Source organism: Methylobacterium sp. WL119 (assembly GCF_008039875.1).
In the GTDB taxonomy this organism is placed as follows: domain Bacteria; phylum Pseudomonadota; class Alphaproteobacteria; order Rhizobiales; family Beijerinckiaceae; genus Methylobacterium.
On record NZ_VRUU01000001.1, the window covers coordinates 203,935 to 228,608 of the forward strand.

Genomic DNA, 24,674 nt, shown 5'->3' on the forward strand with positions numbered 1-24,674 from the left:
CGGGTGCTTTTCGCGCCCGCACGGATCGTCGCGTCTCCACAGCGCGCGGGTCCGCGCGACGCATCGGCCCCAGACGCCGGCGGTCCGCCTGGACCGTCACATCTTCGACGGCGCGCTCCCCCGTGGGCGGCCTAGCGAACCTGTGGGTTGGAACCGACATGACCGATCGCATCCGCGACTTCCTGCGCGTCCGCCGCGACCTCGGCCGCGACGAGGGCCCCGTGATGGTGCTCGACCTCGACGTGGTCCGGGACAACTACACCGCGTTCGCCCGCGCGCTGCCCGACACCCGCGTGTTCTACGCGGTGAAGGCCAACCCGGCCCCCGAGGTGCTGCGCCTCTTGGCCGACATGGGCTCGTGCTTCGACACCGCGTCGGTCGCCGAGATCGAGATGGCGCTCGCGTCCGGCGCCACCGCCGAGCGGATCTCCTTCGGCAACACCATCAAGAAGGAGCGCTGCATCGGCCGTGCGCTCCGTCTCGGCATCCGCCTGTTCGCGGTCGATTGCGAGGCCGAGGTCGAGAAGATCGTCCGCGCCGCCGCCGCCGCCGGGGTCGAGGCCCGGGCGGTGCAGGTGTTCTGCCGCATCCTGTGCGACGGAGCCGGCGCCGACTGGCCGCTGTCGCGCAAGTTCGGCTGCGAGCCGGTGATGGCGGTCGACGTGCTGGATCACGCCCATCGTCAGGGCCTCTCGGCCTACGGCGTCTCGTTCCACGTCGGCTCGCAGCAGGGCAACACCGAGGCCTGGGACGGAGCGCTCGCCTCCGCCTCGACCATCTTCCGCGAGTGCGCGCTCCGCGGCATCGGCCTGTCGATGGTCAACCTCGGCGGCGGCTTCCCCACGAAGTACCTCAAGCAGGTGCCGGGCGTGGAATCCTACGGCGACGCGATCTTCCGCGCGCTCACCAAGCACTTCGGCAACCGGCTGCCCGAGACGATCATCGAGCCGGGCCGCGGCATGGTCGGCAACGCCGGCCTGATCGAGGCCGAGGTCGTGCTGATCTCGAAGAAGTCGGCCGCGGAGGACGAGGTGCGCTGGGTCTACCTCGACATCGGCAAGTTCGGGGGGCTGGCCGAGACCATGGACGAGTCAATCCGCTATCCCGTCCGCACTGCGCATGACGGCGACCGGATGGCGCCGTGCGTGCTGGCCGGCCCGACCTGCGACTCGATGGACGTGCTCTACGAGCGCGATCACTACCCGCTGCCGGTCTCCCTCTCCATCGGCGACAAGGTGCTGATCGAGGGCACCGGCGCCTACACCACGACCTACGCCGCGGTCGCCTTCAACGGTTTCCCGCCGCTGCAACAGATCGTGATCTGACCCGATCCGCACCTTCGGCGGCCGCGGGTCGTTAGGGCATCTGAACCCAGACCGCGCATCCCGATCGGCCGGCTCTCATCCGGTCGCCGGCGGGGATGCGCGGATCCTCGAGCGTCACGCCATGACGGGGCGGTTACGGTCATGATCCAGATCCGGGCGGAGCATCATCTCGACGTCGCGGCGCGCGAGCGCCTGCTCGACGCCTGCTTCGGCGCGAACCGCCGCGCGAAGACTTCGGAGCGCCTGCGGGAAGGCCGCCTGCCCGCCCGCGGCCTCGCCTTCTCGGCGACCCGCCACGGGCGCCTGATCGGGACGCTGCGGCTCTGGACCGTCGAGGCCGGCGCCCGGCCGGCCCTGCTTCTCGGGCCGCTCGCCGTCGACCCGGCGCTGCAGCGCCAGGGCCTCGGCCGGGTCATGATGCATGCCGCCCTCGGCCGGGCCGAATCCCTCGGGCACGGCGCCGTGCTGCTTGTGGGCGATGCGCCCTACTACGACCGCTTCGGCTTCTCGGGGGCGCTGGCGGCCGGCCTCACGCTGCCCGGCCCGTTCGCGCGCGAACGCTTCCTCGGCCTCGAATTGCGGGCGGGCGCGCTCACCGGCGCCGAAGGATTGGTGCGGGCGTCGGGCGTCCTCGATGCCCCGGCGGATCTCGGCACGGCGGGCGCGGCGGACGGCCGACGACGCGCCGCCTGAGCGCGACCGAGCCGGCCGGGGCGGCACGGCCGCGTACCCGGGTGGCGCGACGGAAGCGTAGCCGGGCGGCTCAGCGGCTGCCCGGCTCGATCGCCGGCAGCTCGTTCGGGCCGAGGCTTCCGCCGGCCGCGGCCTGCGGGCCGGCGACGCCGCGGGCGCGATTGGCCAGGGCCACGGTGAGCTTCTCGGCGGCATCCGGCTGCATCACGGCCAGCACCTCCGCCATCTTGCGCGGATTCATCGCCAGCACCAGCGATACCAGGACGTCCTGGCCGAGACGGTCGAAGACCCGGGCGGCCTCCTTCGGCTTCATCGTCTCGTACATCGTCACGAGGTTCTTCAGGCCGGCCTTCTCGGCCTCGGCCTTGGCCTTGCCGGATGTGTCGACCTTGTCCTCGGCCTGCTTGAGGTCGCCGAGCCCGGTCTCGAGCTTGCGCTCGGCCTCGCCGAGCATCTTCTCGCGCAGCTCCAGCTCGTCGCTCTTCTGCTTGAGCGCGTCGCGCCGGGCGCCGAGCTTCTCCAGCAGGGCGCGCTCGCTCAGCGAGACTGGCTCGGGCATCGGCGGCTGAGCCTGGGGCGGCGGCTCGGGCTTCTTGGCATCCGCCTTCGTCTCGTCCTTGGGCGTCACCGATCCGGTGGTGGCGGGGTCGGCCAGCTCGTAGCCGGCGCGGGCCTTGGCGAGCACCTGGGCGAGGGCCGGCAATTCGGTGCCGACCTGCGGCGTCTCGACCGACATCGCGATGAGCTTCAGCACCAGCAGCCCGGCGGCGGCGAGCGTGACCGCATCGATCATCCTCAGGCGCAAAGGACGGATCGCGCGCATGCGCGCGCGCGCCAGGGCGGTCAGGGCCTTCGCGTTGTTGGCGCCCCGGACGACCTTGGCCGCGCGCGCGCCCTCGGCGGCCGCGAGCGCGGTTCGGGCGGGGTCGGTCCGGGCGGGAGGCCCAGCACTCATGCGGCGCGGCTCCGCACCCTGTGGAGGGCGCGCTCGGTCATCGCGAGGGCGGCGGCGGCGGCGGCGCCGAGGCGCTCGCCGTTCGGGCCGTCGGAGGCCGGAGTCTCGCTCGCGACGCGCATCGTCGGGCGCTGCACGGCCGGCTCGGGCGCGACGGGCCGAGGCGCGGCGCCGCGCATCTGCGTGACGATCGCCCCGATGCGCGCGATCACGCCCTCGCCGGCCTCGACCTGCGCGGCGATGTCGGCGGCGTAGCGCTCGGCGGTGCCGAGGCGTTCCGCCAGCGTGCGGTCGCACTCGTCCAGCGTGCTGCGCAGGCCGGCGATGGCGCGCTCGGCGGTCGAGGTGGCGACCATCAGGTCGCCGATGGTCTGGCGCAGGGCGGCCTCGTCGCCCTTCAGCTGCGCGATGCGGCGCGACAGCTTGATCGACGACACGATGGTGGCGACGAGCAAGACGGCGACGAGGCCGTCTGCGGCGAGCGTGACGAGGAGGCTCATGACCGAAAATCCATCGCTCAGGTGTCGCTTCGGTTGTTCATCGAGGCCTCGTAGGCCTGGAGCGTGGTGCGCGAGCGCCGCAGCGGCCGCGTCACCTGCACGGCGATGCTGTCGTCGACGCGCCCGATCCGCCCCTGCGTCAGCGCCCACTCGCCGCAGCGGACCGTGATGAGGTCGCTCGGCTTGGCGTCGAACATCAGCGTGTCGCCGACCTTCAGCGCCATGACGCGCTTCAGCGGCAGCGTCATCTCGTGGAGCACCGCCTCCATCGTCATGTCCGCCTGCCAGATCTCGGTGGCGAGGTGCCCTTCCCAGACGTGGTCGCGGCCGAGCTTCTCGCCCATGAAGCTCTGCATGAGCAGTTCACGGATCGGCTCGATGGTGGCGTAGGGGAACAGGATCTGCAGCAGGCCGCCGCGCCCGTCCATGTCGAGGCGGAGCGAGATCAGGATCGCCGCGTTGGCCGGCCGGGTGATGGTGGCGAAGCGCGGGTTGGTCTCGATCCGGTCGATCGCGAACCGCACCGGCGACAGCGGCTGGAACGACAGCTCGAGGTCGCCGAGGATGATCTCGACCAGGCGCCGGACCAGCTGCATCTCGATGGTGGTGAAGGGACGCCCGTCGAGGCGGCTCGACGAGCCGCCGCGCTTGCCCCCGAGCAGCAGGTCGAGCGTCGAGTAGGCGAGGTTCGACTCGACCGTGACCAGCCCGGAATTCTCCCAGGCGTCGGCCTTGAACACCCCGAGCAGGGTCGGCAGCGGGATGGCGTTGAGGTAGTCGCCGAAGCGGACCGAGGTGATGTTGTCGAGGGTGACCTCGACGTTGTCCTGGAAGAAGTTGCGCAGCGAGGTCGACAGCAACCGGATCATCCGGTCGAAGACGATCTCCAGCATCGGCAGGCGTTCGTACTGGACGACGCCCGAATCGACGATGGCGCGGACGCCGCCGGCGCCCGAGGCCGACAGCTCGCGCAGCGAGAAGCCGACGACGTCGTCGATCTCGTCCTGGCTGAGGATGCGGTCGTTGCCGGCGAGCTCGGGAAGGTTGTCGCTCTCCCCGTCCTCGATCATCGTCGCCCACTCGGCGGCGACGTCGCTGGCGTTGCGGGTGGTGCCCTGCTCCGCGAGCGCGGCGCCCCATTCGTCGGCGAGCGACGCGTCCCCGCCTTCGGCGCCCTGCTCGATCAGGGCTGCCGACCAGTCGTCCTCCACGTTCGGGTCGTCGGGTTCCATGAGGGGCTCGGTTGCAGAGGGGCGCGGTCGGGCTCGGGTTTGCGGCCGGTCGCTACTGGACGATCACGTCCTTGAAGAGCACCGCCTCGACGCGGGCGGGATAGACCGCGACGTTGACCCGCTTCAGCAGCTCCTCGCGGAGGCGATACAGGCCGAGCGATCCGGAGAGGTCGCTGCCGCGCAGGTCGCGCATGTAGATCTGCAGCGCGTCCTCGACCCGCGGCATCAGCGGCTTCACCTCGCTCTCGACCTTCGCGTCCTTGAGCTCGAGGGCGATGCGGACCTTGGCGAACTTGGCCTTTTCGACGCCGGCCTCAGGGCTGAGGTTCATCACCATCTCTCGGACGTCGAGGAAGATGGACGGCTTCTTCACCTCCGCGACCTCGGCGGCGTGCTCGGCCTCGGCCTCGGCGGCGGCACGCTTCTTCAGCATGAACGCGCCCCCTCCCCCGCCGAGGAGGAGCACGGCGGCCGCGACGATGATGATGAGCTTCTTCTTGCTCTTCGGGGCTGCGGCCTCGCCGCCGGCACCCTCGGCGGCATCCGCTTTCTTGGGCTTCTTGGCCATGAGCGGTGGTCCGCGATCCGTCGGGTGAGCATCCGGGCCCACGCCTATCGGGTGCGGGCCCCTTCGAGGCTCCGGTATCGGCCGGCAGGGTTAACGCGCCGTTAAGCCGGCACAATCTGCCGGGTCGGCTTTGCCGCCGGACCGATCCCGTCGTTTCGGCCGACTTGCGATCACCCCGCCAAGCCGTTGACTTGAAACACGAAAAGCGTTTTTCGCACTCTGGCACGAGGGATGCGGATATCCCCTCGCCGCCACCGCGGCACGACGGATCGAGTCCACGATGCAGAATGCCCTCCTCGTCGGCGTGTCGAGCCAAATGGCGCTTCAGCGCGAGCTCGACGTCATCGCCAACAACATGGCCAACGTCTCAACCACAGGCTTCAAGGGCCGTTCGACGCGCTTCCAGGAATACCTGATGCCGACGGCGAGCGCGGACACCTTCGCCGGCTCGGATCGCCGCCTCTCCTACGTGATCGACCAGGGCACCGCGCTCGACCTCGGGCAGGGCGCGATCGAGCCCGACGGCAACCCGACCCACGTGGCGATCCAGGGCGAGGCGTTCTTCTCGGTGCAGACGCCGCAGGGCGTGCGCTTCACCCGCAACGGCGCCTTCGAGGTGAACGCGCAGGGCACCCTCGTCACCAGCGACGGCTACGCGGTGCAGGGCGAGGGCGGCCCGATCACCGTCAACCCGCAGGAGACCGGGCTCTCGATCGGCCCCGACGGCACGGTCTCCACCAATCTCGGCGTGCGCGGGAAGGTGCGGCTCGTGACCTTCGCCAACCCGCAGACCCTGACCAATGCCGGCGCCAACCTCTACGAATCGAGCGCGCAGCCGCAGCCCGCGGGGATCAGGGGGCGCCTCGAATCGGGTGCGCTGGAGAAGTCCAACGTGCGCCCGGTGCTCGAGATGACCCGGCTGATGGACGTGAACCGGACCTACGCCATGGTCTCCAGCGTGATCACGCGGCTCGACGATCTGCGGGGCACGGCGATCCGCCGCCTCGCCGACGTCGCCTGAGCGGGAGCTAGACGATGCGCGCGCTCTACGCCGCCGCCACCGGCATGGCGGCCCAGGAACTCAACGTCCAGGTCATCTCGAACAACATCGCCAACCTTCGCACCACCGGCTACAAGCGCCAGCAGCCGCATTTCCAGGATCTGCTCTACCAGAACCTGCGCCGCGCCGGCGCCTCGACCTCGGACCAGAACACGCAGCTTCCGGCCGGCCTCGCCATCGGATCGGGCGTGAAGACCGTCTCGACCGCCCGCATCATGTCGCAGGGCACGCTGACCTCGACGGAGAAGGATTACGACGTCGCGATCCGCGGCGAGGGCTTCTTCCGCGTGACGATGCCGGACGGGCGCACCGCCTACAGCCGCGACGGCTCCTTCGACCTGTCGGCGCAGGGGCAGCTCGTCACCCGGGACGGCTACCTCGTCGATCCCGGCATCACCGTGCCGAACACCGCCACCGCCGTCACCATCAGCGCCACCGGCGCGGTGCAGGCGACGCTGCCCGGGCAGACCGCACCGCAATCGCTCGGCCAGTTCCAGCTTGCCCGCTTCGTCAACAAGACCGGCCTCGAATCGATCGGCGACAACCTGTTTATCGAGACCGCGGCCTCGGGTCCGGCGGTCAGCGGGCTGCCCGGCGGCGAGGGCTTCGGCAACCTCCAGCAATCGTACCTGGAAGAGGCGAACGTGAACGCCGTCACCGAGATCTCGTCGCTGATCGCCGCGCAGCGCGCCTACGAGATGAACTCGAAGGTCGTCACCGCCGCCGACCAGATGCTCTCCACCACCTCGCAGATGTTCCGCAGCTAGCGCCGCCCGGAGCCCGACGGTCATGTTCCATTCCCCCGCCTACGACGAACCGCGCCAGGAGGCCGAGCTGCGGCCGATCACGCGTTCCGCCGGCCTGCGCACCGCCCCGCTCGGCGTCGCGGTGCTGCTGCGCGCGGCTTTCGCTTTCCTCGCGCTGGCCGTTCTCGGCGCCTACACGCTGCCGGCGTTCGCCGACGAGGCGATGCGCCTGCGCGGCGACGTCACCGCGCGCGGCGACGTGCTCACCCTCGAGGATCTCGTCGAAGGCGCACCGAGCTCGGCGGCCAAGCGCCCGCTGTTCCGGGCGCCCGCGCTCGGCGCCACCGGCACGATTCAGGCCCGCCGCATCCTCGAGGCGGTCGCGGCCCTCAACCTCGGCGCCGTCGAGACGGGCGGCCGGCTCCAGGTCGCGGTGCAGCGTGCCGCGCGCCGGGTCGGAGCCCAGGAGATCGAGGCGGCGCTGCGCCGTGCGCTCGAGACCGCTTACGGGGTCGACGCGAAATCGGTGAGCGTGCGCCTCGACGGGGACGGGCCGATGCTGCTGGCGCCGGTCGATCTCGACGGCCAGGTCGTCGCCCTCGATCTCAACTACGATCCGCGCTCGCGCCGCGTCGGCGGGTTGATGACGCTCGGCGAGCGCCAGGCCTCGCTGCGGGTCTCCGGCGTGGTGATCGAGATGCGCGACGTCGCCATCGTCAACCGCACCCTCAACCGCGGCGAGCCGGTCACCGCCGCCGACCTGACGATCGAGCGCCGCCCGCGGGAGGGCTCGCCGCCGAACGCGCTGGCCTCGGGCGCGACGCTGGTCGGCGAGGTCGCGCAGCGCACGCTGAGCCAGGGCGCGATCCTCCGCACCGGCGATACCGCCCCGCCGGAACTCGTCGCCCGCGGCGAGGCGGTGACCATCGTCTACGAATCCCCCGGCATCAGCTTGGCGATGCGCGGCCAGGCCACCGATGCCGGACGGCTGGGCGCGACGGTCAACGTCGTCAACATCGCCTCGAAGAAGGTTCTCCAGGCGATCGTGATCGGCCCGGGCCGCGTCTCGGTCGGCCCGGCCCCGCCGCAGCGGCAGGCGAGCGCCGAGCCGCCAACCACGCTTCGCTGACCGCACCCATCAAGATCAGGCAGAGACGATCCGATGCGTCATCCTTCGCGCTCCCCGCGCCGCGCCATGCCCCTCGCCGCGGCGCTGGTCGCCTGCGCCGGGCTCGGCGCCTGCAACACCATGGACCGCCTGTCCCAGGTCGGCGCGCAGCCCAACCTGTCGGCGATCGAGGATCCGACGGCGCAGGCCGGCTACAAGCCGGTCCGCCTGCCGATGCCCGACGTGCAGCCGGTCTCGTATGCGCCGAACTCGCTCTGGCGCACCGGCTCGCGCGCCTTCTTCAAGGACCAGCGCGCCGCGCGGATCGGCGACCTCGTCACGGTGAAGGTCAACGTCACGGATCAGGCCAACATCTCGAACGAGACCAAGCGCTCGCGCAGCAACACCGAGAATTTCGGCTTGCCGAATGCCGGCGGCCTGGAGAAGAACGCCGCCGTGCTCGCCGCCGGCGTGTCGCCCGACAAGCTGCTCGCCGCCACGTCGAGCTCCTCGAACGACGGCGTCGGCTCGGTCCAGCGCAACGAGACCGTGTCGACCAACGTCGCCGCGATCGTGACGCAGGTCCTGCCCAACGGGAACCTGGTGGTCGAGGGCAAGCAGGAGATCCGGATCAACTTCGAGGTGCGCGAGCTGATCGTGGCCGGCGTGGTCCGCCCGGAGGACATCGAGTCGGACAACACCATCGAATCGACCAAGATCGCCCAGGCGCGCATCGCCTATGGCGGACGCGGCCAGATCACCGACGTGCAGCAGCCGCGTTACGGCCAGCAGATCGTCGACATCCTGCTGCCGTTCTGACCAGGGCCGAACGCTCCGATCAGGTGTGCTCGGTGCCGGGCCGGTTGGGGCGCGGCGCCTCGCCGTGCCCCGAGATCACCGCCGAGCGGGTGGGATCGTGCTTGATCTTCGCGACGCGCGTCCGCTGCCAGACCGCGATCACCGTCGCGACCACGATCGTTCCGATGGCGAGGACCGGAATCAGAACATCGTTGTCCATGGACGTGCCTCCGATGATGTGATCGGGTAAAGCACGGTCAAGCCCGGGGGTTCCCGCGGCTCAGCTTGCGATTTTCCGGGCTACGGCACAGTCGAGACCGTCCGGTTACTGAAAAACCGCATGCTGCACCGCGAGAGAATTCAGTCGTCGCGGTAGACGCGCTCGCGGCGCTCGTGGCGCTCCTGCGCCTCCAGCGACAGGGTCGCGATCGGCCGGGCATCGAGCCGGCGCAGCGAGATCGGCTCGCCGGTCTCCTCGCAATAGCCGTAGGAGCGGTCCTCGATCCGCGCCAAGGCCGCATCGATCTTGCCGGTGAGCTTGCGCTGCCGGTCGCGGGCCCGCAGCTCGATCGCCCGGTCGGTCTCCGACGAGGCGCGGTCGGCGAGGTCGGGGTGGTTCTCGTTCTCGCTCTGCAGCGCAACCAGGGTGTCCTGCGCCTCGCGCAGGATGTCGCTCTTCCAGCCGAGCAGCTTGCGCCGAAAATACTCGCGCTGACGCTCGTTCATGAAGGGCTCGTCGTCGGACGGAACGTAGCCGTCCTCCAGCGTCACCTTCGCCATTCGTCGCCCTTCCATAGTCCCGTACGGCCGGTCCGCGGCGATAATTGCCTGCCGTATAGTCGAGGTGGATTGCTGCTACAACGCACCCGCGTTCAAGCTGCGGTGCTTGCACACGCTGCGCCAATTGATGCGGCAAAGGTGCCACGGTCGCGCGCGTGCGACGGAGATTGGTTTGCTCAATCGTGGATTGCCGACGGACCGCGGAGGCGGACGATCGCGGCGGCGACGGCATCGGTGAGCGCCCGGGCGATCGGGTGCCGGTAATGGCTCTGGTCGAAGAACTGCGCGTCGTCGTGCGCTTCGGGCGTGTCGCGGCGCTCGTCGAGCACGCTGCCGAGCGGATGGGTCGCGACCGCCGCCGCGATGGCGGCCTTGCAGGCCTGCTCGGCCGCCGCGCGGGCGGTCCCCGGGCGCGGCAGGGCCGAGGCATGGATCGGCGGAAACACCAGCACGACGGGGGTCGCGGGTGGGACGCGGGCGAGCATCGCGGTCAGGCGCGCGGCCGCGGGGAACGGGCCGGCCTTGTGCGGATCGGGGGTGTCCGGCACGGGCGGCCCCGCGCTCGGCGCGCGCCGGTCGCCGCCGCCGAACCCGAGCTTGAGATAATCCGGCTCGTAATCCCACCACCCGTCGGCGCGGGCCATCGGCCGCTTCCTGTGCAGCAGCCACCCGATCCGGCCGACGACCTCCTGGGCCACGTTGAAGCGCAGCAGGCCGAAGGCGTAGGCGACGGGGTCGCGTTCCAGGAGCCAGAAGGGGAACGGTTTGCCGGGCGGCAGCGCCGGATCGTCGGTGCACCAGAAGTCGTCGGCCGCCATCACCAAGGCGGCGGGTTTCGGATGATGGCGCAGGTACCAGTCGAGGACCAGCAGCTGCTCGCCCGGGCCCGTCGCCGGCACGGAGAGTTGCACGAACGGAATGCCGGTGGCGGCCGAGAGGCGAGCCGGCTCGACGAGCTGGATGTGCGAATTGCCGATGACGGCCCCCGTGAAGGCCGGGTCGCGCCCGCGGACCGCGAGCGCGGTGCGCGGCCCCTGGGGCCGGACGCCGCCGACGGAGAACAGCGTGGAGCGCCCGCTGTCGTAGGGATCGATCGCGATCGCGAGGGCGAGGTAGCCGTACAGGAGCCCGATCGCCGTCAGCACGGCGGTACGGGCGAAATCGTGCCAGGCCGTGTCGGGCGACGGGGTCCGCATCGGCTCAGAACTGGAAATAGATGAAGTCGTAATTGCCGTCGTCGCCGATCTTCAGGAGCACGACGACGAACAGCAGCGCGAAGGCGGCGGCGATGAGCCGGCTCGGCGGCATGCGGTGGACCGCGGCCCAGGCGCTCGGTCCGGCCGTCGCCACGGCCGCGGCGACGGCGATGGTCCGCCACTTGAAGCCGGTGCCGGACGGACCGAAGCCGGCCAGCCCCTTGAACACGATCAGCGCCGCCTCGAAGCTGGTGGCGCGGAACAGCACCCAGGTCAGCACCACGAACAGGAACGTCAGCGCCCAGCCGAGGACCATCGGCATCCGAAGGTTCGCCCGGCGGAACAGGATGCCCGCCCCGAGGCCGGCCCCGTGCAGCGCTCCCCAGGCGACGAAGGTCAGCCCGGCCCCGTGCCAGAGGCCGCCGAGCGTCATCGTCGCGAACAGGGCCGCGACCTGGATGGCGAGGCCGCGGCGGTTGCCGCCGAACGGAATGTAGAGGTAGTCGCGCAGGAACCGCGACAGCGTCATGTGCCAGCGCCGCCAGAAGTCGCGCAGCGACGCCGACCGGTACGGCACGTCGAAGTTCTGCGGCAGCACGAGCCCGAACAGCAGCGCGATGCCCAGCGCCATGTCGGTGTAGCCCGAGAAGTCGAAGTAGATCTGGAAGGTAAACCCGAGGGTGGCCTGCCACGCCTCGGCGGTCGTCACCGCCTTGCTGGCGGCGGCGGCCTGGAACACCGGGTTGACGTAGCCCGCCAGCGGATCGCCGAAGAAGACCTTCTTCGACAGACCGACGGTGAGCAGCATCAGCCCGCGGCCGATCCGCTCCGCCGCATCCGGGCGCGCATAGGGGCGCTCGTCGAACTGGTGCATGATCTCGCTCCAGCGCACGAGCGGGCCGGCGAGAACCTGCGGGAAGAAGGCGATGTAGAGCGCGTACTTGGTCAGCCCGAAGGCCGGCGCGCGGCCGGCCCGAAGGTCGGTCAGGTACATGATGTGGTGAAAGGTGAAGAACGAGATCCCGAGCGGCAGCACCCAGCCGAGCCGCGGCGCCTCGATCCCCGGGATCAGGCCGGCGAGGTCGGCGAAGAAATCGAGGTACTTGAACAGCGCCAGGACGACGAGGTTCGCCGCGATCGCACCCGGGATCAGCCAGCGGGTCGGCGCCCTGACGAAGGCGCGGGCGACCAGCCAGTTCGCCAGGATCGAGCCGAGCAGCAGGGGCACGAACCGCACGTCCCACCAGCCGTAGAACACGAACGACAGCAGGACGAGCAGCGGCAGCCGCAGGCCCGGCCGATGGCGCTCGACGAGGGCGTGCAGCGCGAGCGCCGCGGGCAGGAACGCGAAGAGGAAGACGAAGGAGTTGAACAGCATCGGCCGGGGCGGCGCGGCGGGGGGATGCCGCGCCGCTCGGACCGAGCGTCGGGCGGCCGCCTTGTCGGGGATCGACCGGGATGCGTCAATCGACGGCGTCGCGCCTCACGCGTGGGGCCGGGTCGCGAGGTCCAGCATCGTGGCGGTTCCGACCAGTACCGCGCGGATCCGGCTGTCCAGGCTGTCGGTGAGGTCGTCGACCCGCAGGTGCACCGTGCTCCCGCAATCGGTGCCGGTGACCCAGAGGTCGTAATTTAAGCCCTCGCTGCGGAGGTGGCTAAGCAGCCGCTCCGATCCGATGCGGACCGCCTCGTTGTTCAGGGTGATGCAGCGCGCGTCCATGCCGTCTCCGAATGATCGGGAGGGTAACGCACGACCACGCCCGATCGATCGTCCGGTATGCGCGACCGAGGGTTTTCGTCCCGAACAGGGTGAACCGGCCCTCAACGCGGCCCGTAGGTGTGATCCTCGGCGGGGAAGCGCCCGGACCGGACCTCGTCGGCGTAGGTGCGCACCGCCTCCTCGATGTGGGCGCGCAGCGAGCCGAAGCTCTTCACGAATTTCGGCGCCCGGTCGCTCAGGCCGAGCATGTCCTCGAGCACCAGGATCTGGCCGTCGCAGGCCGCCGAGGCGCCGATGCCGATCGTCGGCGCGGTCACGGCCGGCGACCGGGCGATGGCGTTGGCCACCGGCTCGACGATGCCTTCCAGCACGATCGCGAAGGCGCCGGCCTCGCTGATCGCGCGGGCATCCTCCATCAGGATGCGCTCGCCGTCCGGGCCGCGGCCCTGGACGCGAAAACCGCCCATGGTGTTCACGGATTGCGGCGTCAGGCCGATATGGCCCATCACCGGGATGCCGCGCTGGGTCAGGAACGCGACGGTGTCGGCGAAGCGGGCGCCGCCTTCCATCTTGATCGCGCCGGCCCCGGTCTCCTTCAGCACCCGCGCCGCGTTCATGAACGCCTGCTCGCGCGACGCCTCGTAGGACCCGAACGGCATGTCGACCACCACCAGCGCCCGCGAGGTGCCGCGGATCACCGCCTGGGCCTGGAGGATCATCATCTCCAGCGTGACCGGCAGGGTCGATTCGAGGCCGTGCATCACCATGCCGAGCGAGTCGCCGACGAGGATGAAGTCGCAATACGGATCGAGGATGCTGGCGGTGTGGGCGTGGTAGGCGGTCAGCGCGATGATCTTGGCGCCTTCGGCCTTCCGCTTGGCGAGATCCACCGCCATCACGCGCCGCGACTGCACGACCTGCGACATGGTCTTGGACTCCGTTCTCGTCACCTCGCCCGCGGCTGACGGGCCGGAGGCTCGCGGCCGATCAGGATCGCCCGCGCGCCTCCTCTACACCGTCCGGCGCCGAGAATCCCGCCCGCCGCTTTTCCTTTGCGGGAGGGTGTCAGGCTCGGCCGGGCGATACGCGTCCACGCGAGCCGGCATGCGGCGCGCTCGAGAAGGCGCTAGCGCTCGCCGGCGGAGACCGGCTTGCGCGCCCATTCGGGGTCCTCTCGGACCACAGCGGTCTCGTGCTTGTCCTGCCAGCCCTCGATCCCGTCGGGGAACCAGTGCACCGCGGTGTAGCCCTGCCGGACGAGACGCTTGCCGGCGTTCCAGCTGCCCCAGCAATCGGGATGGCAGAAGGTGACGATGGGCTTCGCCTTGTCGCCGCCGGTCAGCGCCTCGACCCGCTTCAGGAACAGGTCCTCCCGTACGGGATCGAGGGGCGCCGCGCCCGCATTCGGCATCCAGACGGCGCCGGGCACCGAGCGGTGGGCCGGAAGCCAGGGCCGGTCCGCCGGGAAGTTCGCGGGCTTCCGGTCGGCCAAAGCCACGTCGATGAGCAGCGGCTGCTTCGGCATCAGCGCGTCGAGGGCGGCGATGTCGACGACGACGGCGCCGCTCAGGGTCTTCGGCGTGTAGCCCTGCTGCACGCCCTCGTGCAGGCCCGCCGGCTCCGGCACGTTCACCGGTGAGTCCGCCGGCGCCGCGGCGAGGAGACCCGCGGCGGCCAGCGCCGTGCCGACGCGGATCAGGCGATGGGATCGGCGCGCGGGCATCAGTTGCTCGGGCTCGGCGCGTTGAAGCTGTGCTCCCACGAGCCGCCCTGGCTGTCGGTGGCGGCGACCTTGATCGGCTTGCCGGGCTCGGGGATGAGGCCGAAATTGATCACCGGGTTCGAGGCGATCGAGATGTCGCCGTCCATGGTGAACACGGTCTTGTCGCCGGCGGTGACGACGAGCTTGTTGATGTAGCGTGCCGGCGTGTAGTCGCGGGTCACCTGGTTCATCTGCATGCCCGAGAAGTTCGGGTGGCGGATCATCAGCGTCGCCTCGACGGGCTTGCCCGCTACGGCCTCGCCGGAAAACTTCATCCGCATGTCGCCCATGCCCTTCATCGCCTCCTCGTCGCTCATGCCCATGGGAGCCGAGCAGCCGCCCGACGCCTTCACGAACTTGACCGCCTCGTAGAGGCCGCCGTCCTTCGTCTCGGCGACGGCGTGGACGTTGGTGTAGTTGTTCACGCGCACCCGGAGCTTCAGTTCGCTCGGGTCGGCGGCCGGGCCGAAGGTGAAGTGCGCGGCGTAGGGCGACGGGTTGTCGTCGATGACGAAGTGCACCGCCTTGATCTTGTCCTTCTCCGGCATGGTCAGGGTGATCGGCACCAGCGCCGCATCCATCGCGCGGTTCGGCGCGTCGATCCGGATGAGGCTGTCGGTCGGCGCGATCTTGCGGTCGCCGAACACCAACTTGGCGATCTCCTGCCAGCGCGCGGCGCGCTCGGCGTCGGTGTCAGAGGCACCGGCCGCCAGGACGGGTCCGGACAGGACCGGGCCGGCGAGGATGGCGGCCGACAGGCTCGCGCTCAGGATCAACGAAAGGGCGGACTTCATGGCGTTCCTCCGATGGCGTGAAAGATAAGTCGTGCCGGGCCTCATTCCCACTCGAGCTCCTTGTAGGCTTCGGTGACGTTGCGGCCGTTGTAGCTGTCGAACAGGTCCCACTTGCCGCGCTCGGATTGCGCGACGGTCCCCACCGCCTTCTCGATCGACACGTCGGCGGCGATGGCCTTGCGGGTCTCGTCGCGCAGCGTGGTGAGATAGCCGGCGAGCGCATCGAGCCCCGGCGCCAGCGCGACGGACACCGGGCCGTGGCCGGGGACCGCCCGGGTCGCGCCCGAGCCCCGCAAGCCCTCGATCTCCTTCAGCCACCCGTTGAGGTTGCCGTCGAGCGAGGGGATGCGGCCGACCGAGAGCAGGTCGCCGGTGAACAGCAGGCCGCTGGCGCTGTCGATCATCGAGAGATCGCAGGAGGTGTGCGCGGTGGCGTGTGCGGCGAAGCGCAGGGTGCGATCGCCGAGGTCGACCTCGGCCCCGTCCTTCACCTCCTGCGTCGGGTAGACGACGCTGCCGGCCTTGTCGGCGCCGAGGATGTCGACGAGCCGCTGGCGGTAATAGTCGCCCCGCGCGTCGAGCGCCTCGCGCAGGCGGGCATGGCCGATGACGTTGGGCTTGTCGGCCAGGAAGGCCGCGGCGCCGAAGCAATGGTCCGGATGGACGTGGGTGATGACCACGTGCCGGATCGGCTTCGACGTGCGCTTCACGATCTCGGAGCGGAGCCATTGCCCGTCGGCGAGGCTGCCGCCCGACTCCGTGACCAGCACGGCCTCCTTGCCGACGATGAAGCCGATGTTGGCGATCGCGTCGTCGTTCTCGGGCGTCGCGTCGGCGTTCGGTCCGCGGCGCATGAAGATGCCGGGCCCGACCTCCTCCATCGCGAAGAACTCGGCCGAGAAGCCGGGCTTCGGAAGGCAGCACAGGCAGAACCCGCCGAAGAGCGCGGCGCGGCGCGTCAGCACGGCGCTCATCGCCGGGAATCCCTGCGGCGGGCATGGGCGTGGCGCTGAGCCGTTCCCGACATGCGGGACCTCCTGACTTATTGTTCCAACCATCTAGTAGGTAGATTTCTTCGGCGTCAAGTGCCACAAGAGGGAACGTGCTGCCCGGCGGCGCGCTGCGAACACGGTTTCCGACCCTGCGATGCGAGATACCCGCGCCGAGTTGCTGCTTCAGGCCGAGATGCTGGTGCGCGGGCGCGGCTGGTCCGGCTTCAGCTACGCCGACCTCGCCGAGGTGGTCGGCATCCGCAAGGCTAGCATCCACCATCACTTCCGGACCAAGGACGATCTCGGCGCGGCGCTGGTGGCGGCCTACGGCGAACGCTACGACGCGGCCCTCGCCGACATCTGCGCGTTGCACCCGGCCGGCATCGACCGGATCGCGGCTTACGGCCGGCTCTATCTCGGCGGTGTCGAGCAGGGGCTCGGCTGCCTGTGCGCCGCGCTCGCCACGGAGGGAGACGCGCTGCCCGAACGGCTGCGGGGCGACGTCGGCGCGTTCTTCGCCCATCACCTGACGTGGCTGGAGCAGGTGTTTCGCGACGGCGAGGCCGATGGGAGCATCCGGGCCGGGCTCGACCCCGCGCGCCATGCCCGCCTGGTGGTGGCGACGCTCGAAGGCGCCCTGCTGCTGGAGCGGCTGCTCGGCGGGCCCGAAGCCTTCGCCGGGACGCTGACCGCGCTCACCGACCGCCTGCGCTGACCCGGCTCGCGAACGATGGCCGCCCGAGACGGACGGGTTTCGCGCCGCGGACAGCGGCGGCCGGATTGAAAGCAGCGCCGCCCGGCTCTTCGGTCAGATTAAAGTCTTTTTTTTTACTCGGCGCGTCTAGGTATTAAGTCACGACCCGCGATCCGAACCCGAGCCGACCCGCATGCCCGTCTCCGCCTCGAAGATCGTCGGCCGAGCCGCGGACGCGGCGGTCGAGCCGGCGCCGACCTTGGCGACGATCTCGACCCTGACCGCCGGGGTCAGCCGGGTGGCACAGGAGAAGATCGGGCGCATCCACCAGATCACCGCGCAGGCGAAGATCCTTGCGCTCAACGCGCTGATCGAGGCGGCCCATTCCGGTGAGCAGGGCAAGGGTTTCTCCGTGGTGGCACAGGAGGTCCGCGGCATCGGCACCGAGATCGAGAGCCTCGCCCGCGAGCTCGAGACGCAGCTGTCCGGGCATATCGGCGAGCTCGGCCGCACCGTCGGCGCGATGGCCGTCCAGGCCCAGGGCGAGCGGATGATCGATCTCGCCCTCAATGCGATCGAGCTCGTCGACCGCAATCTCTACGAGCGGACCTGCGACGTGCGCTGGTGGGCGACGGATGCGGCCCTGGTCGCCTGCGTGACCGAGCCCGGCGAAGCGACCGCGGCCCATGCGAGCGCACGCCTCGGCGTGAGCCTGTCCGCCTACACGGTCTATCTCGACCTCTGGGTCTGCGACCGCGACGGACGCATCCTCGCCGTCGGCAGGCCGGATCGGTATCCCGGTGTGCGCGGCGACAGCGTCGCCGACGAGCCCTGGTTCCGAGAGGCCGCAGCCCTGCGCAGCGGCGACGACTACGTCTCCGGCAACGTGCGGCGCGAGGCGCGTCTCGGCGGGGCGCAGGTCGCGACGTACTGCGCGAGCATCCGCGAGGGCGGGCGAGCGGATGGGGTGCCGGCCGGCGTCCTGGCGATCCACTTCGACTGGGAACCGCAGGCGCGGGCGATCGTGGCGGGCGTGCGGGTCTCGCCGCAGGATCGTGCCCGCACGCGGGTGCTGCTCGTGGATGCGGACCGCCGCGTCCTCGCCGCCTCCGACGACCGGGGCGTGCTGAGCGAGACGCTGGCCTTCGATCCGAAGGGAAGCGCCAGCGGCGTGGTGCAGGGCGGGGCCGTCACCGCCTTCCACCGCACCCCCGGCTACGAGACCTATGCGGGCCTCGGCTGGTACGGGGTGATCGTCCAAACCCGCTGACGCGGGCGCCCTGTCAAGCGGCGGCGTTCTGGCCCGATTTCCCGGGTGCGTCGGCCACGAAGCGGGCGTAGCCGGAGGCCCGCAGGGCGCAGGCCGGGCAGATGCCGCAGCCGTAGCCCCAGGCGTGGCGCGCGCCGCGCTCGCCGAGGTAGCAGGTGTGGCTGTCCTCGACGATCAGATCGACCAGCGGCCGTCCGCCCAGGCGCTCGGCGAGGCGCCAGGTCTCGGCCTTGTCGAGCCACATGAGCGGGGTGTGCAGCACGAAGCGTCGCTCCATGCCGAGGTTGAGCGCGACCTGCAGCGCCTTGATCGTGTCGTCGCGGCAATCAGGGTAGCCGGAATAGTCGGTCTCGCACATGCCGCCGACGACGTGCCGCAGGCCCCTTCGATAGGCCAGAGCGGCGGCGAAGGTGAGGAAGACGAGGTTGCGGCCCGGCACGAAGGTGTTCGGCAGCCCGCCGGCCTCGAAGCCGATCGCCGTCTCGCGCGTCAGCGCCGTTTCCGAGACCTGCCCGAGCGCGTCGAGGGCCAGGGTATGGTCCGCGCCGAGCCGTTCCGCCCAGTCGGGGCGGATGCCGACGATCCCGTCGCGGAGCGCGTCGCGGCCGTCGAGCTCGATCCGGTGGCGCTGGCCGTAGTCGAAGCCCAGCGTCTCGACATGGGCGAACCGGTCGAGCGTCCAGGCGAGGCAGGTGGCGGAATCCTGGCCGCCCGAGAACAGGACCAGCGCGCGCTCGTCAGTCACCGTCGTACTCCGCCCAGGACATCGGCGTCTCGAACACCTTCACCGAGCTGAGGCCCGGCAGGCCGTCCTTCGTGCGATGCCAGATCCAGGCCGCGATGTTCTCGGCGGTCGGGTTCTCCAGACCCTCGACCTCGTTGAGGCAGTAATGATCGAGCCGGAGCAGCACCGGCGCGAAGATCGCCTCCATGTCGAAGAAGTCGACCACCCAGCCGGTCCGCGGGTCGACCGGGCCGGCGACCGTCAGCTCGACGCGGTAGGAATGCCCGTGCATCCGGTGGCAGCGGTGGGTCTCGGGCACGTTCGGCAGGCGGTGGGCCGCCTCGAAGGTGAAGGCCTGGGTGATCTTCATCCTGCTACTCCGCCTTGCCCGAGACGCCGGCCTTGCCCGAGACGCCGGCCTGCTCGAACGTCGCCATGTCGCGATGGCAGGCGAGCGCGCCCTTCAGCAGCCCCATCGCCATGCCGGCGCCCGAGCCCTCGCCGAGCCGCATGCCGAGGGCCAGCAGCGGCACCAGCCCGAGGCGTTCCAGCACCTCCGCATGGGCGCCCTCGGCCGAGACGTGGCCGGCGAGGCAATGGTCGAGCGCGCGCGGGTCGAGCGCGTGCAGCACCGCCGCGGCGGCGGTCGCGACGTAGCCGTCGAGCACCACCGGCACCCGCTGCAGCCGCGCGGCCAGGATCGCGCCGGCCATCGCCGCGACCTCGCGGCCGCCGAGGCGGCGCAGGACCTCGAGCGGATCGTCGAGATGGCCGGCATGGTGGGCGAGCGCGGCCTCCACCGCCGCGACCTTCCGCGCGATCCCGGCCTCGTCCAAGCCGGTGCCGTGCCCGACCCAGTGCGACGGCGCTCCCCCGAACACGGCGGCGTAGATCGCGGCGGCGATCGTGGTGTTGCCGATGCCCATCTCGCCGACGCCGACGCAATCCGTGCCGGCGGCCACCGCCTCCATGCCGAACGCCATGGTCGCGACGGTGGCCTTCTCGTCGAGGGCCGCGTCTTGCGTGATGTCGCCGGTCGGCAGGTCGATGGCGAGGTCGAACACCTTGAAGCCGAGGCCGTAGGCGGCGCAGATCTGGTTGATCGCTCCCCCGCCCGCGGCGAAGTTCTCGAGCATCTGGCGATTCACCGCATCGGGGAAGGCCGAGACGCCGCGCTTCGTCACGCCGTGGCTGCCGGCGAACACGCAGACCAGCGGCCGGTCCAGCGTCGGCATCGCCTTGCCTTGCCAGGCCCCGAGCCAGGCGACGAGCTGCTCCATCCGCCCGAGCGCGCCGGCGGGCTTCGTCAGCCGCGCCTCGCGCGCCGCGATCGCCGCGGTCGCATCGCGATCGGGGCCGGGCATCGTCTCGATCAGGCGGCGGATATCCGCGAACGGGGTCGGGTCGGTCATCGGGTCCGAAGGATTGTTGTGGGCGGGCTTGCGCCGGTGGACGGGCGCGCCGTTCCCGCGAGCTATAGTGGTGCGGGACGCGCGGGTGAAGGCTGCGTGCGGACGAAGGCCGATTGCGAGCGAAGGCGGCGTGATGGTGGGCGGACCGTTCCGCGGCGAGGCCGACTGGCCGGGCCGCGACCTGTTGCACGATCTGGCGGCGTGCCTGCGCTTCTACTCGCGCCTGCCGCTGCCGAGGTTTCCGGGCGAGCCCGATCCGCACGCCGTCCCCGACTTCCGGACGATCCCGCGTATGCTGCCGCTGGCCGGCCTGATCCTGGCGCTGCCGCCGGCCCTCGTGCTGCTCGCCGGATGGTGGATCGACCTCGGGCCCTTCGTCGCGGCGACGCTCGCCGTCGCCGTCGCGGTGATGCTCACCGGTGCGCTGCACGAGGACGGCCTCGCCGACGTCGCCGATGGGTTCGGCGGCGGCGCGACGCCGGAGCGCAGGCTCGAGATCATGAAGGACAGCCGCATCGGCGCCTATGGCGGCGTCGCGCTGATGCTGTCGCTGGCGCTCCGGATCGGCGCGCTCGCCACCCTCCTGGACCGGACCGGCACGGCCGCCGCCACCGGCCTCGCCCTCGCCGCGATCCTGTCGCGGGTCGCCGCGCTCGCGCCGATGGTGCTGCTCGCGCCGGCCCGGCCCGGGGGCTTGTCCGCCGCGGTCGGCCGCCCGAGCCGGGCGGCGACGGGCACGGCCATCGGCATCGGATTGGTGCTGGCATTGCTGGCGCGGCCGCTCGGCCTGCCGTTCTCCGGCATCCTCGCGATGGTGGTGCTGGCGCCGCTCGCCGCCCTCGCCATGACGCGCATCGCCCGGCGGAAGATCGGCGGGCAGACCGGCGACGTCGTCGGAGCCTGCCAGCAGGTCGCGGAGATCGGGGCCCTGCTCGCCTTGCTGGCCACGGCCTGAGCTTGATCGCGGGGCCACGAAGCGGGCATGGACGCGGCATGAACCCGCCCATCCCGACGTCGTCCGGCAAACCCTCGAGCCCGTGCACCAAGGTCTGCGTCCTCGACGGGCCGAGCGGCCTGTGCATCGGCTGCGGCCGGACGCGCGACGAGATCGGGCTGTGGGGCTCGCTCTCCGAGCTGCAGCGCCGCGCGATCATGGCAGGGCTCCCGGCCCGGTTGCGGGGGGCCGGTCTCGCGGTGGCCGGAACGCCGGCATGACGATCCTCGCGTTGATCGCGATCGGCCTGGTGGTGGCCGTGCTGGTCGCGACCGACGGCGGCCGGATCGCCGGGGCGATCGAGCCCGACCAGCTCGCCGGCCTCGCCTGGGGCGCCGGCATCCTCGCGCTGGTGGTCGCCGGGTTCTGGCGGCAATTCGCCGGCGCCCCCGGAAAGAACCTCCAGGCGCTGCTGCTCTGGTGCGGCCTCGGGCTCGCCTGCATCGTCGGCTACGTCTATCGCGAGCCGCTGCAGGAGGTCGGCGCGCGGGTGACCGGTGCGTTGCGCCCCGGCTCCCCGACGATCGGCCCCGGGGGCACGGTGACGATCACGCGCCGGTCGGACGGCGCATTCCTGGTCGAGGCGCAGGTCGATGGGCGGAGCCAGAGCTTCGCCTTCGACACCGGCGCCAGCGCGGTCGTCCTCACCGCGGAGAACGCCGCGGCGCTCGGCCTTCACCCGGAACCCGGCGCATTCACCGTCCGCGTCGCGACGGCGAACGGCATCGCCTACGCCGCGCCGACCACGCTCGACGCGCTCGCCATCGGCCCGATCACGGAACGGCGCGTCCCGGCGCTCGTTGCCAAGCCGGGCGCCCTCGACGGCAACCTGCTCGGGCAGAGCTTCCTGACGCGGCTCGCCGGCTACGAGGTCCGCGGCGACCGGCTGATTCTGCGAGGGCGCTGATCAGGCGGCGTCCCGCTCCGGCAACGCCCGCGAGACCAGCGCCACGGCGGCGCGCAGGGTCGCGAGGTCGGCCGCGGCCTCGACGCCCGCCGTCGAGAGGTGGCGCCGGTACGCCCGCGCGCCCGGCCGCCCGTTGAACAGCCCGAGCATGTGCCGGGTGATGGCATGGAGCCGCTCGCCGCCCTCCAACGCCGCCGCGACGTAGGGCGCATAGGCCTCGACCGCCTCGAACGCGTCCGCCACCGGGGCCGGCGCCCCGAACAGCTCGGGATCGACCGCGATCAGCCCGGCCGGATCGCCGTAGGCCGCGCGCCCGACCATCACGCCGTCGAGGCCGGACAGGTGCGTCTTCGCCTGCGCCACGGTGGCGATGCCGCCGTTCACCGCGATCGGCAGGGCGGGAAATGCCTGCTTGAGGCGGACCACCCGGCCGTAGTCGAGGGGCGGCACGTCGCGGTTCTCCTTCGGCGACAGGCCCTGGAGCCAGGCCTTGCGCGCGTGCACGATCAGCCCGTCGACGCCGGCCGCGACGACCGCGCGGGCGAGCGTGTCGAGCGCCGGCTCCGGGTCCTGCTCGTCCACGCCGATCCGGCACTTCACCGTCACCGGCACCCGCACCGCCGCCTTCATCGCCGCGACGCAGGCGCCGACATGCTCCGGCTCCAGCATCAGGCAGGCGCCGAAGCGCCCGTTCTGCACCCGGTCCGATGGGCAGCCGACGTTCAGGTTGATCTCGTCGTAGCCGTAGCCCTCCGCGATCCGCGCGGCCTCGGCGAGGTCGGCCGGCTCGGAGCCGCCGAGCTGCACCGCCACCGGATGCTCCGCGCGCGAGAACCCGAGCAGCCGCTCCCGTGGGCCGTGGATGACCGCGCCGGTGGTGACCATCTCGGTATAGAGCCGCGCCCGCGCCGACAGCACACGATGGAACGCCCGGCAATGGCGATCCGTCCAGTCCATCATCGGCGCGACGCTAAAGCGCCAGCCCGCGAGGGTGCCTTCCGTCTCGGCCGCCGCAATCATTCGGATCTCGTACCCTAAAAAGCATCTCTCGCCGGCAGGACGCCGCCCTGCCCGCCTGCGGCGGCTTTGCCGTATCCACCTCGGCCGCGAGCCGGCGCGCGGACACGTTCGGATACCATGCGCAGGAGACGGCACAAAGGCAGCACGGTGGGCTCGGCGATGCGCGGGCCCGAGCGACGCCTCGGTTGCGAGCGCCGTCGCGAGCCATGGGATCGATGCGCCGCGTGCGCGACGGCAGGGACCGCTCCGCTAACCCACCCGCCGATACCCACTTGCCGATACCCACTTGCCAAGCGCGGAACGAGCCTCTAGACACCCCCTCGCGACCGGAACAGGCCTCCACCGCCGACCGGTCCGCAGGGCGCCCGTAGCTCAGCTGGATAGAGCACCAGACTACGAATCTGGGGGTCAGAGGTTCGAATCCTTTCGGGCGCGCCATTCCCACACAGCAATGCGAACACCGGGCGGCGGCCATGGGCCCGCCACGACGACGCGCCAGATGGTCCTGTCATCGACTCGGTCGACGACGTTCGTCACGGCGCGGTCGACGAACACCGGAAGCCACGCGTTTCGGAACGAAATCTCGCCCGTCGTCATGGTCTCTCGCATCGGCCGGGGGAACCCACGGTCGGCAAACGGGCGAACGCGCGGGAAACTCGCCGACACGGGGCCGTTGCAGCGCCGCATCTGCTAAGGTCCGCTGAGCCGTCGGCAGCCTGCAGCGTTCCTTCCCGACCGCTTCGAAATCGCCAACGTCGTTCTCGACCATTCGACAGGACCGGTCTAGGTTCCGTTTCACGGCGGCGGTGGCGTAACTCCTGTCCTGCTATTGGATCTGCGTAGGCGCTCGGAGCGCAACGCGCGGATGCGAGGTGCGTGACATTCGCGGTGGCTTCGTCGCACAGCGCGCGCAAGGTAGTTCATCATTTCGATGCTACTCTTTATCGATATATCGAAATGTATTTATTGAGCCTAACTGCCTACTCGTCTCCAAAATGCTACAAGTTGTGATCTCTGGGGATAAAAAATCAGAATTAATTAATTGATTAAATCTCACAGCCGCCTTAATGACAGTCGTGAAATATTTAACAACAACCCTTGAGACGACCATTTCGAAAGCATCGCTTTGGTGAACTACGACAAGATCGAATCCCCGGAGCCATAGATGGACAAACGCTCGGAAGTCGTACGGCTGTCGTCGGCTCTCGCGGCTCGGGTCCGCTATGCGCAGATGGTGGGCGGCCCTATCCTGCCGGCGCAGATCGAAGCGCTTCTCGATGCGGCGAAGCTGCTTCAGGCCTGCGACGTCCCGTGGCCGCCTTTGGTCGAGCAGGTGCTCCACGATGTCGCCAAGGAGCTGGAGGGTCCGGCGAGAACGCTCGATGTCGAGCCCGGTGGCTGAAGTCGGGCGTTCCCCGATGCCG

General features: G+C 70.6%; 30 protein-coding genes and 1 tRNA gene. 13 read left to right on the forward strand and 18 right to left on the reverse strand.

The annotated features are described in order from the left end of the window. Positions 1–158: 158 nt before the first annotated feature. Together FV227_RS00950 and FV227_RS00955 are read left to right on the forward strand one after the other, a co-directional pair. Positions 159–1,325 carry a type III PLP-dependent enzyme gene (locus FV227_RS00950; RefSeq protein ID WP_147858119.1) on the forward strand — a complete coding sequence of 389 codons (1,167 nt, stop codon included), beginning with the start codon at positions 159–161 and terminating at the stop codon, positions 1,323–1,325. Positions 1,326–1,466: 141 nt separating this feature from the next. Then, positions 1,467–2,018 (forward strand): N-acetyltransferase, encoded by a 552-nt coding sequence (locus FV227_RS00955; RefSeq protein WP_147858120.1) that lies wholly within the window; start codon positions 1,467–1,469, stop codon positions 2,016–2,018. 70 nt (positions 2,019–2,088) lie between these two features. Here FV227_RS00955 and FV227_RS00960 read toward each other — a convergent pair whose 3' ends face one another. The 4 genes from FV227_RS00960 to fliL form a co-directional block, all read right to left on the reverse strand. Further along, positions 2,089–2,841, reverse strand: a complete 753-nt coding sequence (locus tag FV227_RS00960; RefSeq protein WP_147858141.1) for a hypothetical protein — start codon at positions 2,839–2,841, stop codon at positions 2,089–2,091. Between the two features lie 128 nt (positions 2,842–2,969). After that, positions 2,970–3,473 carry a DUF6468 domain-containing protein gene (locus FV227_RS00965; RefSeq protein WP_147858121.1) on the reverse strand — a complete coding sequence of 168 codons (504 nt, stop codon included), beginning with the start codon at positions 3,471–3,473 and terminating at the stop codon, positions 2,970–2,972. A gap of 17 nt (positions 3,474–3,490) precedes the next feature. Continuing rightward, the gene (gene fliM / locus FV227_RS00970) at positions 3,491–4,705 is read right to left on the reverse strand and encodes a flagellar motor switch protein FliM (protein WP_147728048.1); all 1,215 of its coding nucleotides are present in this window, start codon (positions 4,703–4,705) and stop codon (positions 3,491–3,493) included. A gap of 52 nt (positions 4,706–4,757) precedes the next feature. Then, positions 4,758–5,273, reverse strand: coding sequence for a flagellar basal body-associated protein FliL (gene fliL, locus FV227_RS00975; RefSeq protein ID WP_147728049.1), 516 nt, complete (start codon positions 5,271–5,273; stop codon positions 4,758–4,760). A gap of 280 nt (positions 5,274–5,553) precedes the next feature. On the opposite strand from fliL, the gene flgF reads away from it, so the two are divergent. The 4 genes from flgF (at position 5,554) to flgH (ending at position 9,006) form a co-directional block, all read left to right on the forward strand. Next, complete coding sequence (flgF, locus tag FV227_RS00980) at positions 5,554–6,294, forward strand: flagellar basal-body rod protein FlgF (protein ID WP_147841770.1); 741 nt, start codon at positions 5,554–5,556, stop codon at positions 6,292–6,294. Positions 6,295–6,308: 14 nt separating this feature from the next. After that, a complete protein-coding gene (gene flgG / locus FV227_RS00985) occupies positions 6,309–7,100 on the forward strand; it encodes a flagellar basal-body rod protein FlgG (RefSeq protein WP_147728051.1) in 792 nt (263 codons plus the stop codon). A 22-nt stretch (positions 7,101–7,122) separates the two neighbouring features. Then, positions 7,123–8,208, forward strand: coding sequence for a flagellar basal body P-ring formation chaperone FlgA (flgA, locus tag FV227_RS00990; RefSeq protein WP_147728052.1), 1,086 nt, complete (start codon positions 7,123–7,125; stop codon positions 8,206–8,208). Between the two features lie 66 nt (positions 8,209–8,274). Then, positions 8,275–9,006 carry a flagellar basal body L-ring protein FlgH gene (gene flgH / locus FV227_RS00995; protein ID WP_147728055.1) on the forward strand — a complete coding sequence of 244 codons (732 nt, stop codon included), beginning with the start codon at positions 8,275–8,277 and terminating at the stop codon, positions 9,004–9,006. Positions 9,007–9,025: 19 nt separating this feature from the next. Here flgH and FV227_RS01000 read toward each other — a convergent pair whose 3' ends face one another. From FV227_RS01000 to FV227_RS01040, 9 genes are all read right to left on the reverse strand, one after another. Continuing rightward, on the reverse strand, positions 9,026–9,205 hold the full coding sequence (locus tag FV227_RS01000; protein WP_147728053.1) for a hypothetical protein: 180 nt from the start codon (positions 9,203–9,205) through the stop codon (positions 9,026–9,028). A gap of 140 nt (positions 9,206–9,345) precedes the next feature. Continuing rightward, positions 9,346–9,765, reverse strand: coding sequence for an RNA polymerase-binding protein DksA (gene dksA / locus FV227_RS01005; RefSeq protein ID WP_147728054.1), 420 nt, complete (start codon positions 9,763–9,765; stop codon positions 9,346–9,348). 176 nt (positions 9,766–9,941) lie between these two features. Further along, a complete protein-coding gene (locus tag FV227_RS01010; RefSeq protein WP_147858122.1) occupies positions 9,942–10,961 on the reverse strand; it encodes a hypothetical protein in 1,020 nt (339 codons plus the stop codon). A gap of 4 nt (positions 10,962–10,965) precedes the next feature. Then, on the reverse strand, positions 10,966–12,339 hold the full coding sequence (locus FV227_RS01015) for an MBOAT family O-acyltransferase (protein ID WP_147858123.1): 1,374 nt from the start codon (positions 12,337–12,339) through the stop codon (positions 10,966–10,968). A gap of 105 nt (positions 12,340–12,444) precedes the next feature. Then, positions 12,445–12,681: a hypothetical protein gene (locus FV227_RS01020; protein ID WP_147727436.1), complete on the reverse strand. Its 237-nt coding sequence runs from the start codon at positions 12,679–12,681 to the stop codon at positions 12,445–12,447. Positions 12,682–12,782: 101 nt separating this feature from the next. Beyond that, complete coding sequence (panB, locus tag FV227_RS01025; protein ID WP_147727435.1) at positions 12,783–13,607, reverse strand: 3-methyl-2-oxobutanoate hydroxymethyltransferase; 825 nt, start codon at positions 13,605–13,607, stop codon at positions 12,783–12,785. A gap of 200 nt (positions 13,608–13,807) precedes the next feature. Further along, on the reverse strand, positions 13,808–14,404 hold the full coding sequence (locus FV227_RS01030) for a rhodanese-like domain-containing protein (RefSeq protein WP_147727434.1): 597 nt from the start codon (positions 14,402–14,404) through the stop codon (positions 13,808–13,810). Then, positions 14,404–15,237 (reverse strand): quinoprotein dehydrogenase-associated SoxYZ-like carrier, encoded by an 834-nt coding sequence (locus tag FV227_RS01035; RefSeq protein WP_147858124.1) that lies wholly within the window; start codon positions 15,235–15,237, stop codon positions 14,404–14,406. The genes FV227_RS01030 and FV227_RS01035 overlap by 1 nt, the downstream gene beginning before the upstream one ends. Before the next feature lie 41 nt (positions 15,238–15,278). Beyond that, entirely contained in the window at positions 15,279–16,211 is a 933-nt protein-coding gene (locus FV227_RS01040; RefSeq protein WP_147858125.1) for a quinoprotein relay system zinc metallohydrolase 2, read from the reverse strand. Between the two features lie 172 nt (positions 16,212–16,383). Here FV227_RS01040 and FV227_RS01045 point away from each other — a divergent pair, with 172 nt between their 5' ends. Further along, on the forward strand, positions 16,384–16,944 hold the full coding sequence (locus FV227_RS01045; RefSeq protein WP_147727431.1) for a TetR/AcrR family transcriptional regulator: 561 nt from the start codon (positions 16,384–16,386) through the stop codon (positions 16,942–16,944). Between the two features lie 172 nt (positions 16,945–17,116). Next, a complete protein-coding gene (locus FV227_RS01050; RefSeq protein ID WP_147858126.1) occupies positions 17,117–18,193 on the forward strand; it encodes a methyl-accepting chemotaxis protein in 1,077 nt (358 codons plus the stop codon). A gap of 13 nt (positions 18,194–18,206) precedes the next feature. Here FV227_RS01050 and queC read toward each other — a convergent pair whose 3' ends face one another. Genes queC through cobT form a run of 3 tightly spaced genes read right to left on the reverse strand, consistent with a single transcriptional unit; the run spans position 18,207 to position 20,329 of the window. Then, positions 18,207–18,938 (reverse strand): 7-cyano-7-deazaguanine synthase QueC, encoded by a 732-nt coding sequence (queC, locus tag FV227_RS01055; RefSeq protein ID WP_147727428.1) that lies wholly within the window; start codon positions 18,936–18,938, stop codon positions 18,207–18,209. After that, positions 18,931–19,287: a 6-carboxytetrahydropterin synthase QueD gene (queD, locus tag FV227_RS01060; RefSeq protein ID WP_147841758.1), complete on the reverse strand. Its 357-nt coding sequence runs from the start codon at positions 19,285–19,287 to the stop codon at positions 18,931–18,933. The genes queC and queD overlap by 8 nt, the downstream gene beginning before the upstream one ends. A gap of 4 nt (positions 19,288–19,291) precedes the next feature. Then, positions 19,292–20,329 (reverse strand): nicotinate-nucleotide--dimethylbenzimidazole phosphoribosyltransferase, encoded by a 1,038-nt coding sequence (gene cobT / locus FV227_RS01065; RefSeq protein ID WP_147858127.1) that lies wholly within the window; start codon positions 20,327–20,329, stop codon positions 19,292–19,294. Between the two features lie 133 nt (positions 20,330–20,462). Here cobT and cobS point away from each other — a divergent pair, with 133 nt between their 5' ends. The 3 genes from cobS to FV227_RS01080 are packed head-to-tail and all read left to right on the forward strand — an operon-like array spanning position 20,463 to position 22,230. Next, on the forward strand, positions 20,463–21,284 hold the full coding sequence (gene cobS / locus FV227_RS01070; protein WP_147858128.1) for an adenosylcobinamide-GDP ribazoletransferase: 822 nt from the start codon (positions 20,463–20,465) through the stop codon (positions 21,282–21,284). A gap of 38 nt (positions 21,285–21,322) precedes the next feature. Beyond that, positions 21,323–21,544, forward strand: a complete 222-nt coding sequence (locus tag FV227_RS01075) for a DUF1289 domain-containing protein (protein ID WP_147729463.1) — start codon at positions 21,323–21,325, stop codon at positions 21,542–21,544. Next, complete coding sequence (locus FV227_RS01080; RefSeq protein WP_147858129.1) at positions 21,541–22,230, forward strand: TIGR02281 family clan AA aspartic protease; 690 nt, start codon at positions 21,541–21,543, stop codon at positions 22,228–22,230. Before FV227_RS01075 ends, FV227_RS01080 begins: the two co-directional genes overlap by 4 nt. On the opposite strand, the gene dusA is transcribed toward FV227_RS01080, so the two are convergent. Continuing rightward, positions 22,231–23,250 (reverse strand): tRNA dihydrouridine(20/20a) synthase DusA, encoded by a 1,020-nt coding sequence (dusA, locus tag FV227_RS01085; RefSeq protein ID WP_147858130.1) that lies wholly within the window; start codon positions 23,248–23,250, stop codon positions 22,231–22,233. Between the two features lie 361 nt (positions 23,251–23,611). On the opposite strand from dusA, the gene FV227_RS01090 reads away from it, so the two are divergent. Then, a tRNA-Arg gene (locus FV227_RS01090) sits at positions 23,612–23,688 on the forward strand. On the opposite strand, the gene FV227_RS01095 is transcribed toward FV227_RS01090, so the two are convergent. Further along, positions 23,659–23,847, reverse strand: coding sequence for a hypothetical protein (locus FV227_RS01095; protein ID WP_147727269.1), 189 nt, complete (start codon positions 23,845–23,847; stop codon positions 23,659–23,661). The two genes, FV227_RS01090 and FV227_RS01095, sit on opposite strands and share 30 nt — an antisense overlap. Before the next feature lie 568 nt (positions 23,848–24,415). Between FV227_RS01095 and FV227_RS01100 the strand changes: the two genes are divergently transcribed. After that, entirely contained in the window at positions 24,416–24,652 is a 237-nt protein-coding gene (locus tag FV227_RS01100; RefSeq protein ID WP_147841751.1) for a hypothetical protein, read from the forward strand. Positions 24,653–24,674 lie beyond the last annotated feature (22 nt).

What these genes read in the sequence shown, in the direction of transcription:
- FV227_RS00950 (WP_147858119.1), top strand. Translation starts at nt 159, where the DNA reads ATGACCGATCGCATCCGCGACTTCCTGCGCGTCCGCCGCGACCTCGGC.
- FV227_RS00955 (WP_147858120.1), top strand. Translation starts at nt 1,467, where the DNA reads ATGATCCAGATCCGGGCGGAGCATCATCTCGACGTCGCGGCGCGCGAG.
- FV227_RS00960 (WP_147858141.1), bottom strand. Translation starts at nt 2,841, where the DNA reads ATGCGCGCGATCCGTCCTTTGCGCCTGAGGATGATCGATGCGGTCACG.
- FV227_RS00965 (WP_147858121.1), bottom strand. Translation starts at nt 3,473, where the DNA reads ATGAGCCTCCTCGTCACGCTCGCCGCAGACGGCCTCGTCGCCGTCTTG.
- fliM (WP_147728048.1), bottom strand. Translation starts at nt 4,705, where the DNA reads ATGGAACCCGACGACCCGAACGTGGAGGACGACTGGTCGGCAGCCCTG.
- fliL (WP_147728049.1), bottom strand. Translation starts at nt 5,273, where the DNA reads ATGGCCAAGAAGCCCAAGAAAGCGGATGCCGCCGAGGGTGCCGGCGGC.
- flgF (WP_147841770.1), top strand. Translation starts at nt 5,554, where the DNA reads ATGCAGAATGCCCTCCTCGTCGGCGTGTCGAGCCAAATGGCGCTTCAG.
- flgG (WP_147728051.1), top strand. Translation starts at nt 6,309, where the DNA reads ATGCGCGCGCTCTACGCCGCCGCCACCGGCATGGCGGCCCAGGAACTC.
- flgA (WP_147728052.1), top strand. Translation starts at nt 7,123, where the DNA reads ATGTTCCATTCCCCCGCCTACGACGAACCGCGCCAGGAGGCCGAGCTG.
- flgH (WP_147728055.1), top strand. Translation starts at nt 8,275, where the DNA reads ATGCCCCTCGCCGCGGCGCTGGTCGCCTGCGCCGGGCTCGGCGCCTGC.
- FV227_RS01000 (WP_147728053.1), bottom strand. Translation starts at nt 9,205, where the DNA reads ATGGACAACGATGTTCTGATTCCGGTCCTCGCCATCGGAACGATCGTG.
- dksA (WP_147728054.1), bottom strand. Translation starts at nt 9,765, where the DNA reads ATGGCGAAGGTGACGCTGGAGGACGGCTACGTTCCGTCCGACGACGAG.
- FV227_RS01010 (WP_147858122.1), bottom strand. Translation starts at nt 10,961, where the DNA reads ATGCGGACCCCGTCGCCCGACACGGCCTGGCACGATTTCGCCCGTACC.
- FV227_RS01015 (WP_147858123.1), bottom strand. Translation starts at nt 12,339, where the DNA reads ATGCTGTTCAACTCCTTCGTCTTCCTCTTCGCGTTCCTGCCCGCGGCG.
- FV227_RS01020 (WP_147727436.1), bottom strand. Translation starts at nt 12,681, where the DNA reads ATGGACGCGCGCTGCATCACCCTGAACAACGAGGCGGTCCGCATCGGA.
- panB (WP_147727435.1), bottom strand. Translation starts at nt 13,607, where the DNA reads ATGTCGCAGGTCGTGCAGTCGCGGCGCGTGATGGCGGTGGATCTCGCC.
- FV227_RS01030 (WP_147727434.1), bottom strand. Translation starts at nt 14,404, where the DNA reads ATGCCCGCGCGCCGATCCCATCGCCTGATCCGCGTCGGCACGGCGCTG.
- FV227_RS01035 (WP_147858124.1), bottom strand. Translation starts at nt 15,237, where the DNA reads ATGAAGTCCGCCCTTTCGTTGATCCTGAGCGCGAGCCTGTCGGCCGCC.
- FV227_RS01040 (WP_147858125.1), bottom strand. Translation starts at nt 16,211, where the DNA reads ATGAGCGCCGTGCTGACGCGCCGCGCCGCGCTCTTCGGCGGGTTCTGC.
- FV227_RS01045 (WP_147727431.1), top strand. Translation starts at nt 16,384, where the DNA reads ATGCGAGATACCCGCGCCGAGTTGCTGCTTCAGGCCGAGATGCTGGTG.
- FV227_RS01050 (WP_147858126.1), top strand. Translation starts at nt 17,117, where the DNA reads ATGCCCGTCTCCGCCTCGAAGATCGTCGGCCGAGCCGCGGACGCGGCG.
- queD (WP_147841758.1), bottom strand. Translation starts at nt 19,287, where the DNA reads ATGAAGATCACCCAGGCCTTCACCTTCGAGGCGGCCCACCGCCTGCCG.
- cobT (WP_147858127.1), bottom strand. Translation starts at nt 20,329, where the DNA reads ATGACCGACCCGACCCCGTTCGCGGATATCCGCCGCCTGATCGAGACG.
- cobS (WP_147858128.1), top strand. Translation starts at nt 20,463, where the DNA reads ATGGTGGGCGGACCGTTCCGCGGCGAGGCCGACTGGCCGGGCCGCGAC.
- FV227_RS01075 (WP_147729463.1), top strand. Translation starts at nt 21,323, where the DNA reads ATGAACCCGCCCATCCCGACGTCGTCCGGCAAACCCTCGAGCCCGTGC.
- FV227_RS01080 (WP_147858129.1), top strand. Translation starts at nt 21,541, where the DNA reads ATGACGATCCTCGCGTTGATCGCGATCGGCCTGGTGGTGGCCGTGCTG.
- dusA (WP_147858130.1), bottom strand. Translation starts at nt 23,250, where the DNA reads ATGATTGCGGCGGCCGAGACGGAAGGCACCCTCGCGGGCTGGCGCTTT.
- FV227_RS01095 (WP_147727269.1), bottom strand. Translation starts at nt 23,847, where the DNA reads ATGACGACGGGCGAGATTTCGTTCCGAAACGCGTGGCTTCCGGTGTTC.
- FV227_RS01100 (WP_147841751.1), top strand. Translation starts at nt 24,416, where the DNA reads ATGGACAAACGCTCGGAAGTCGTACGGCTGTCGTCGGCTCTCGCGGCT.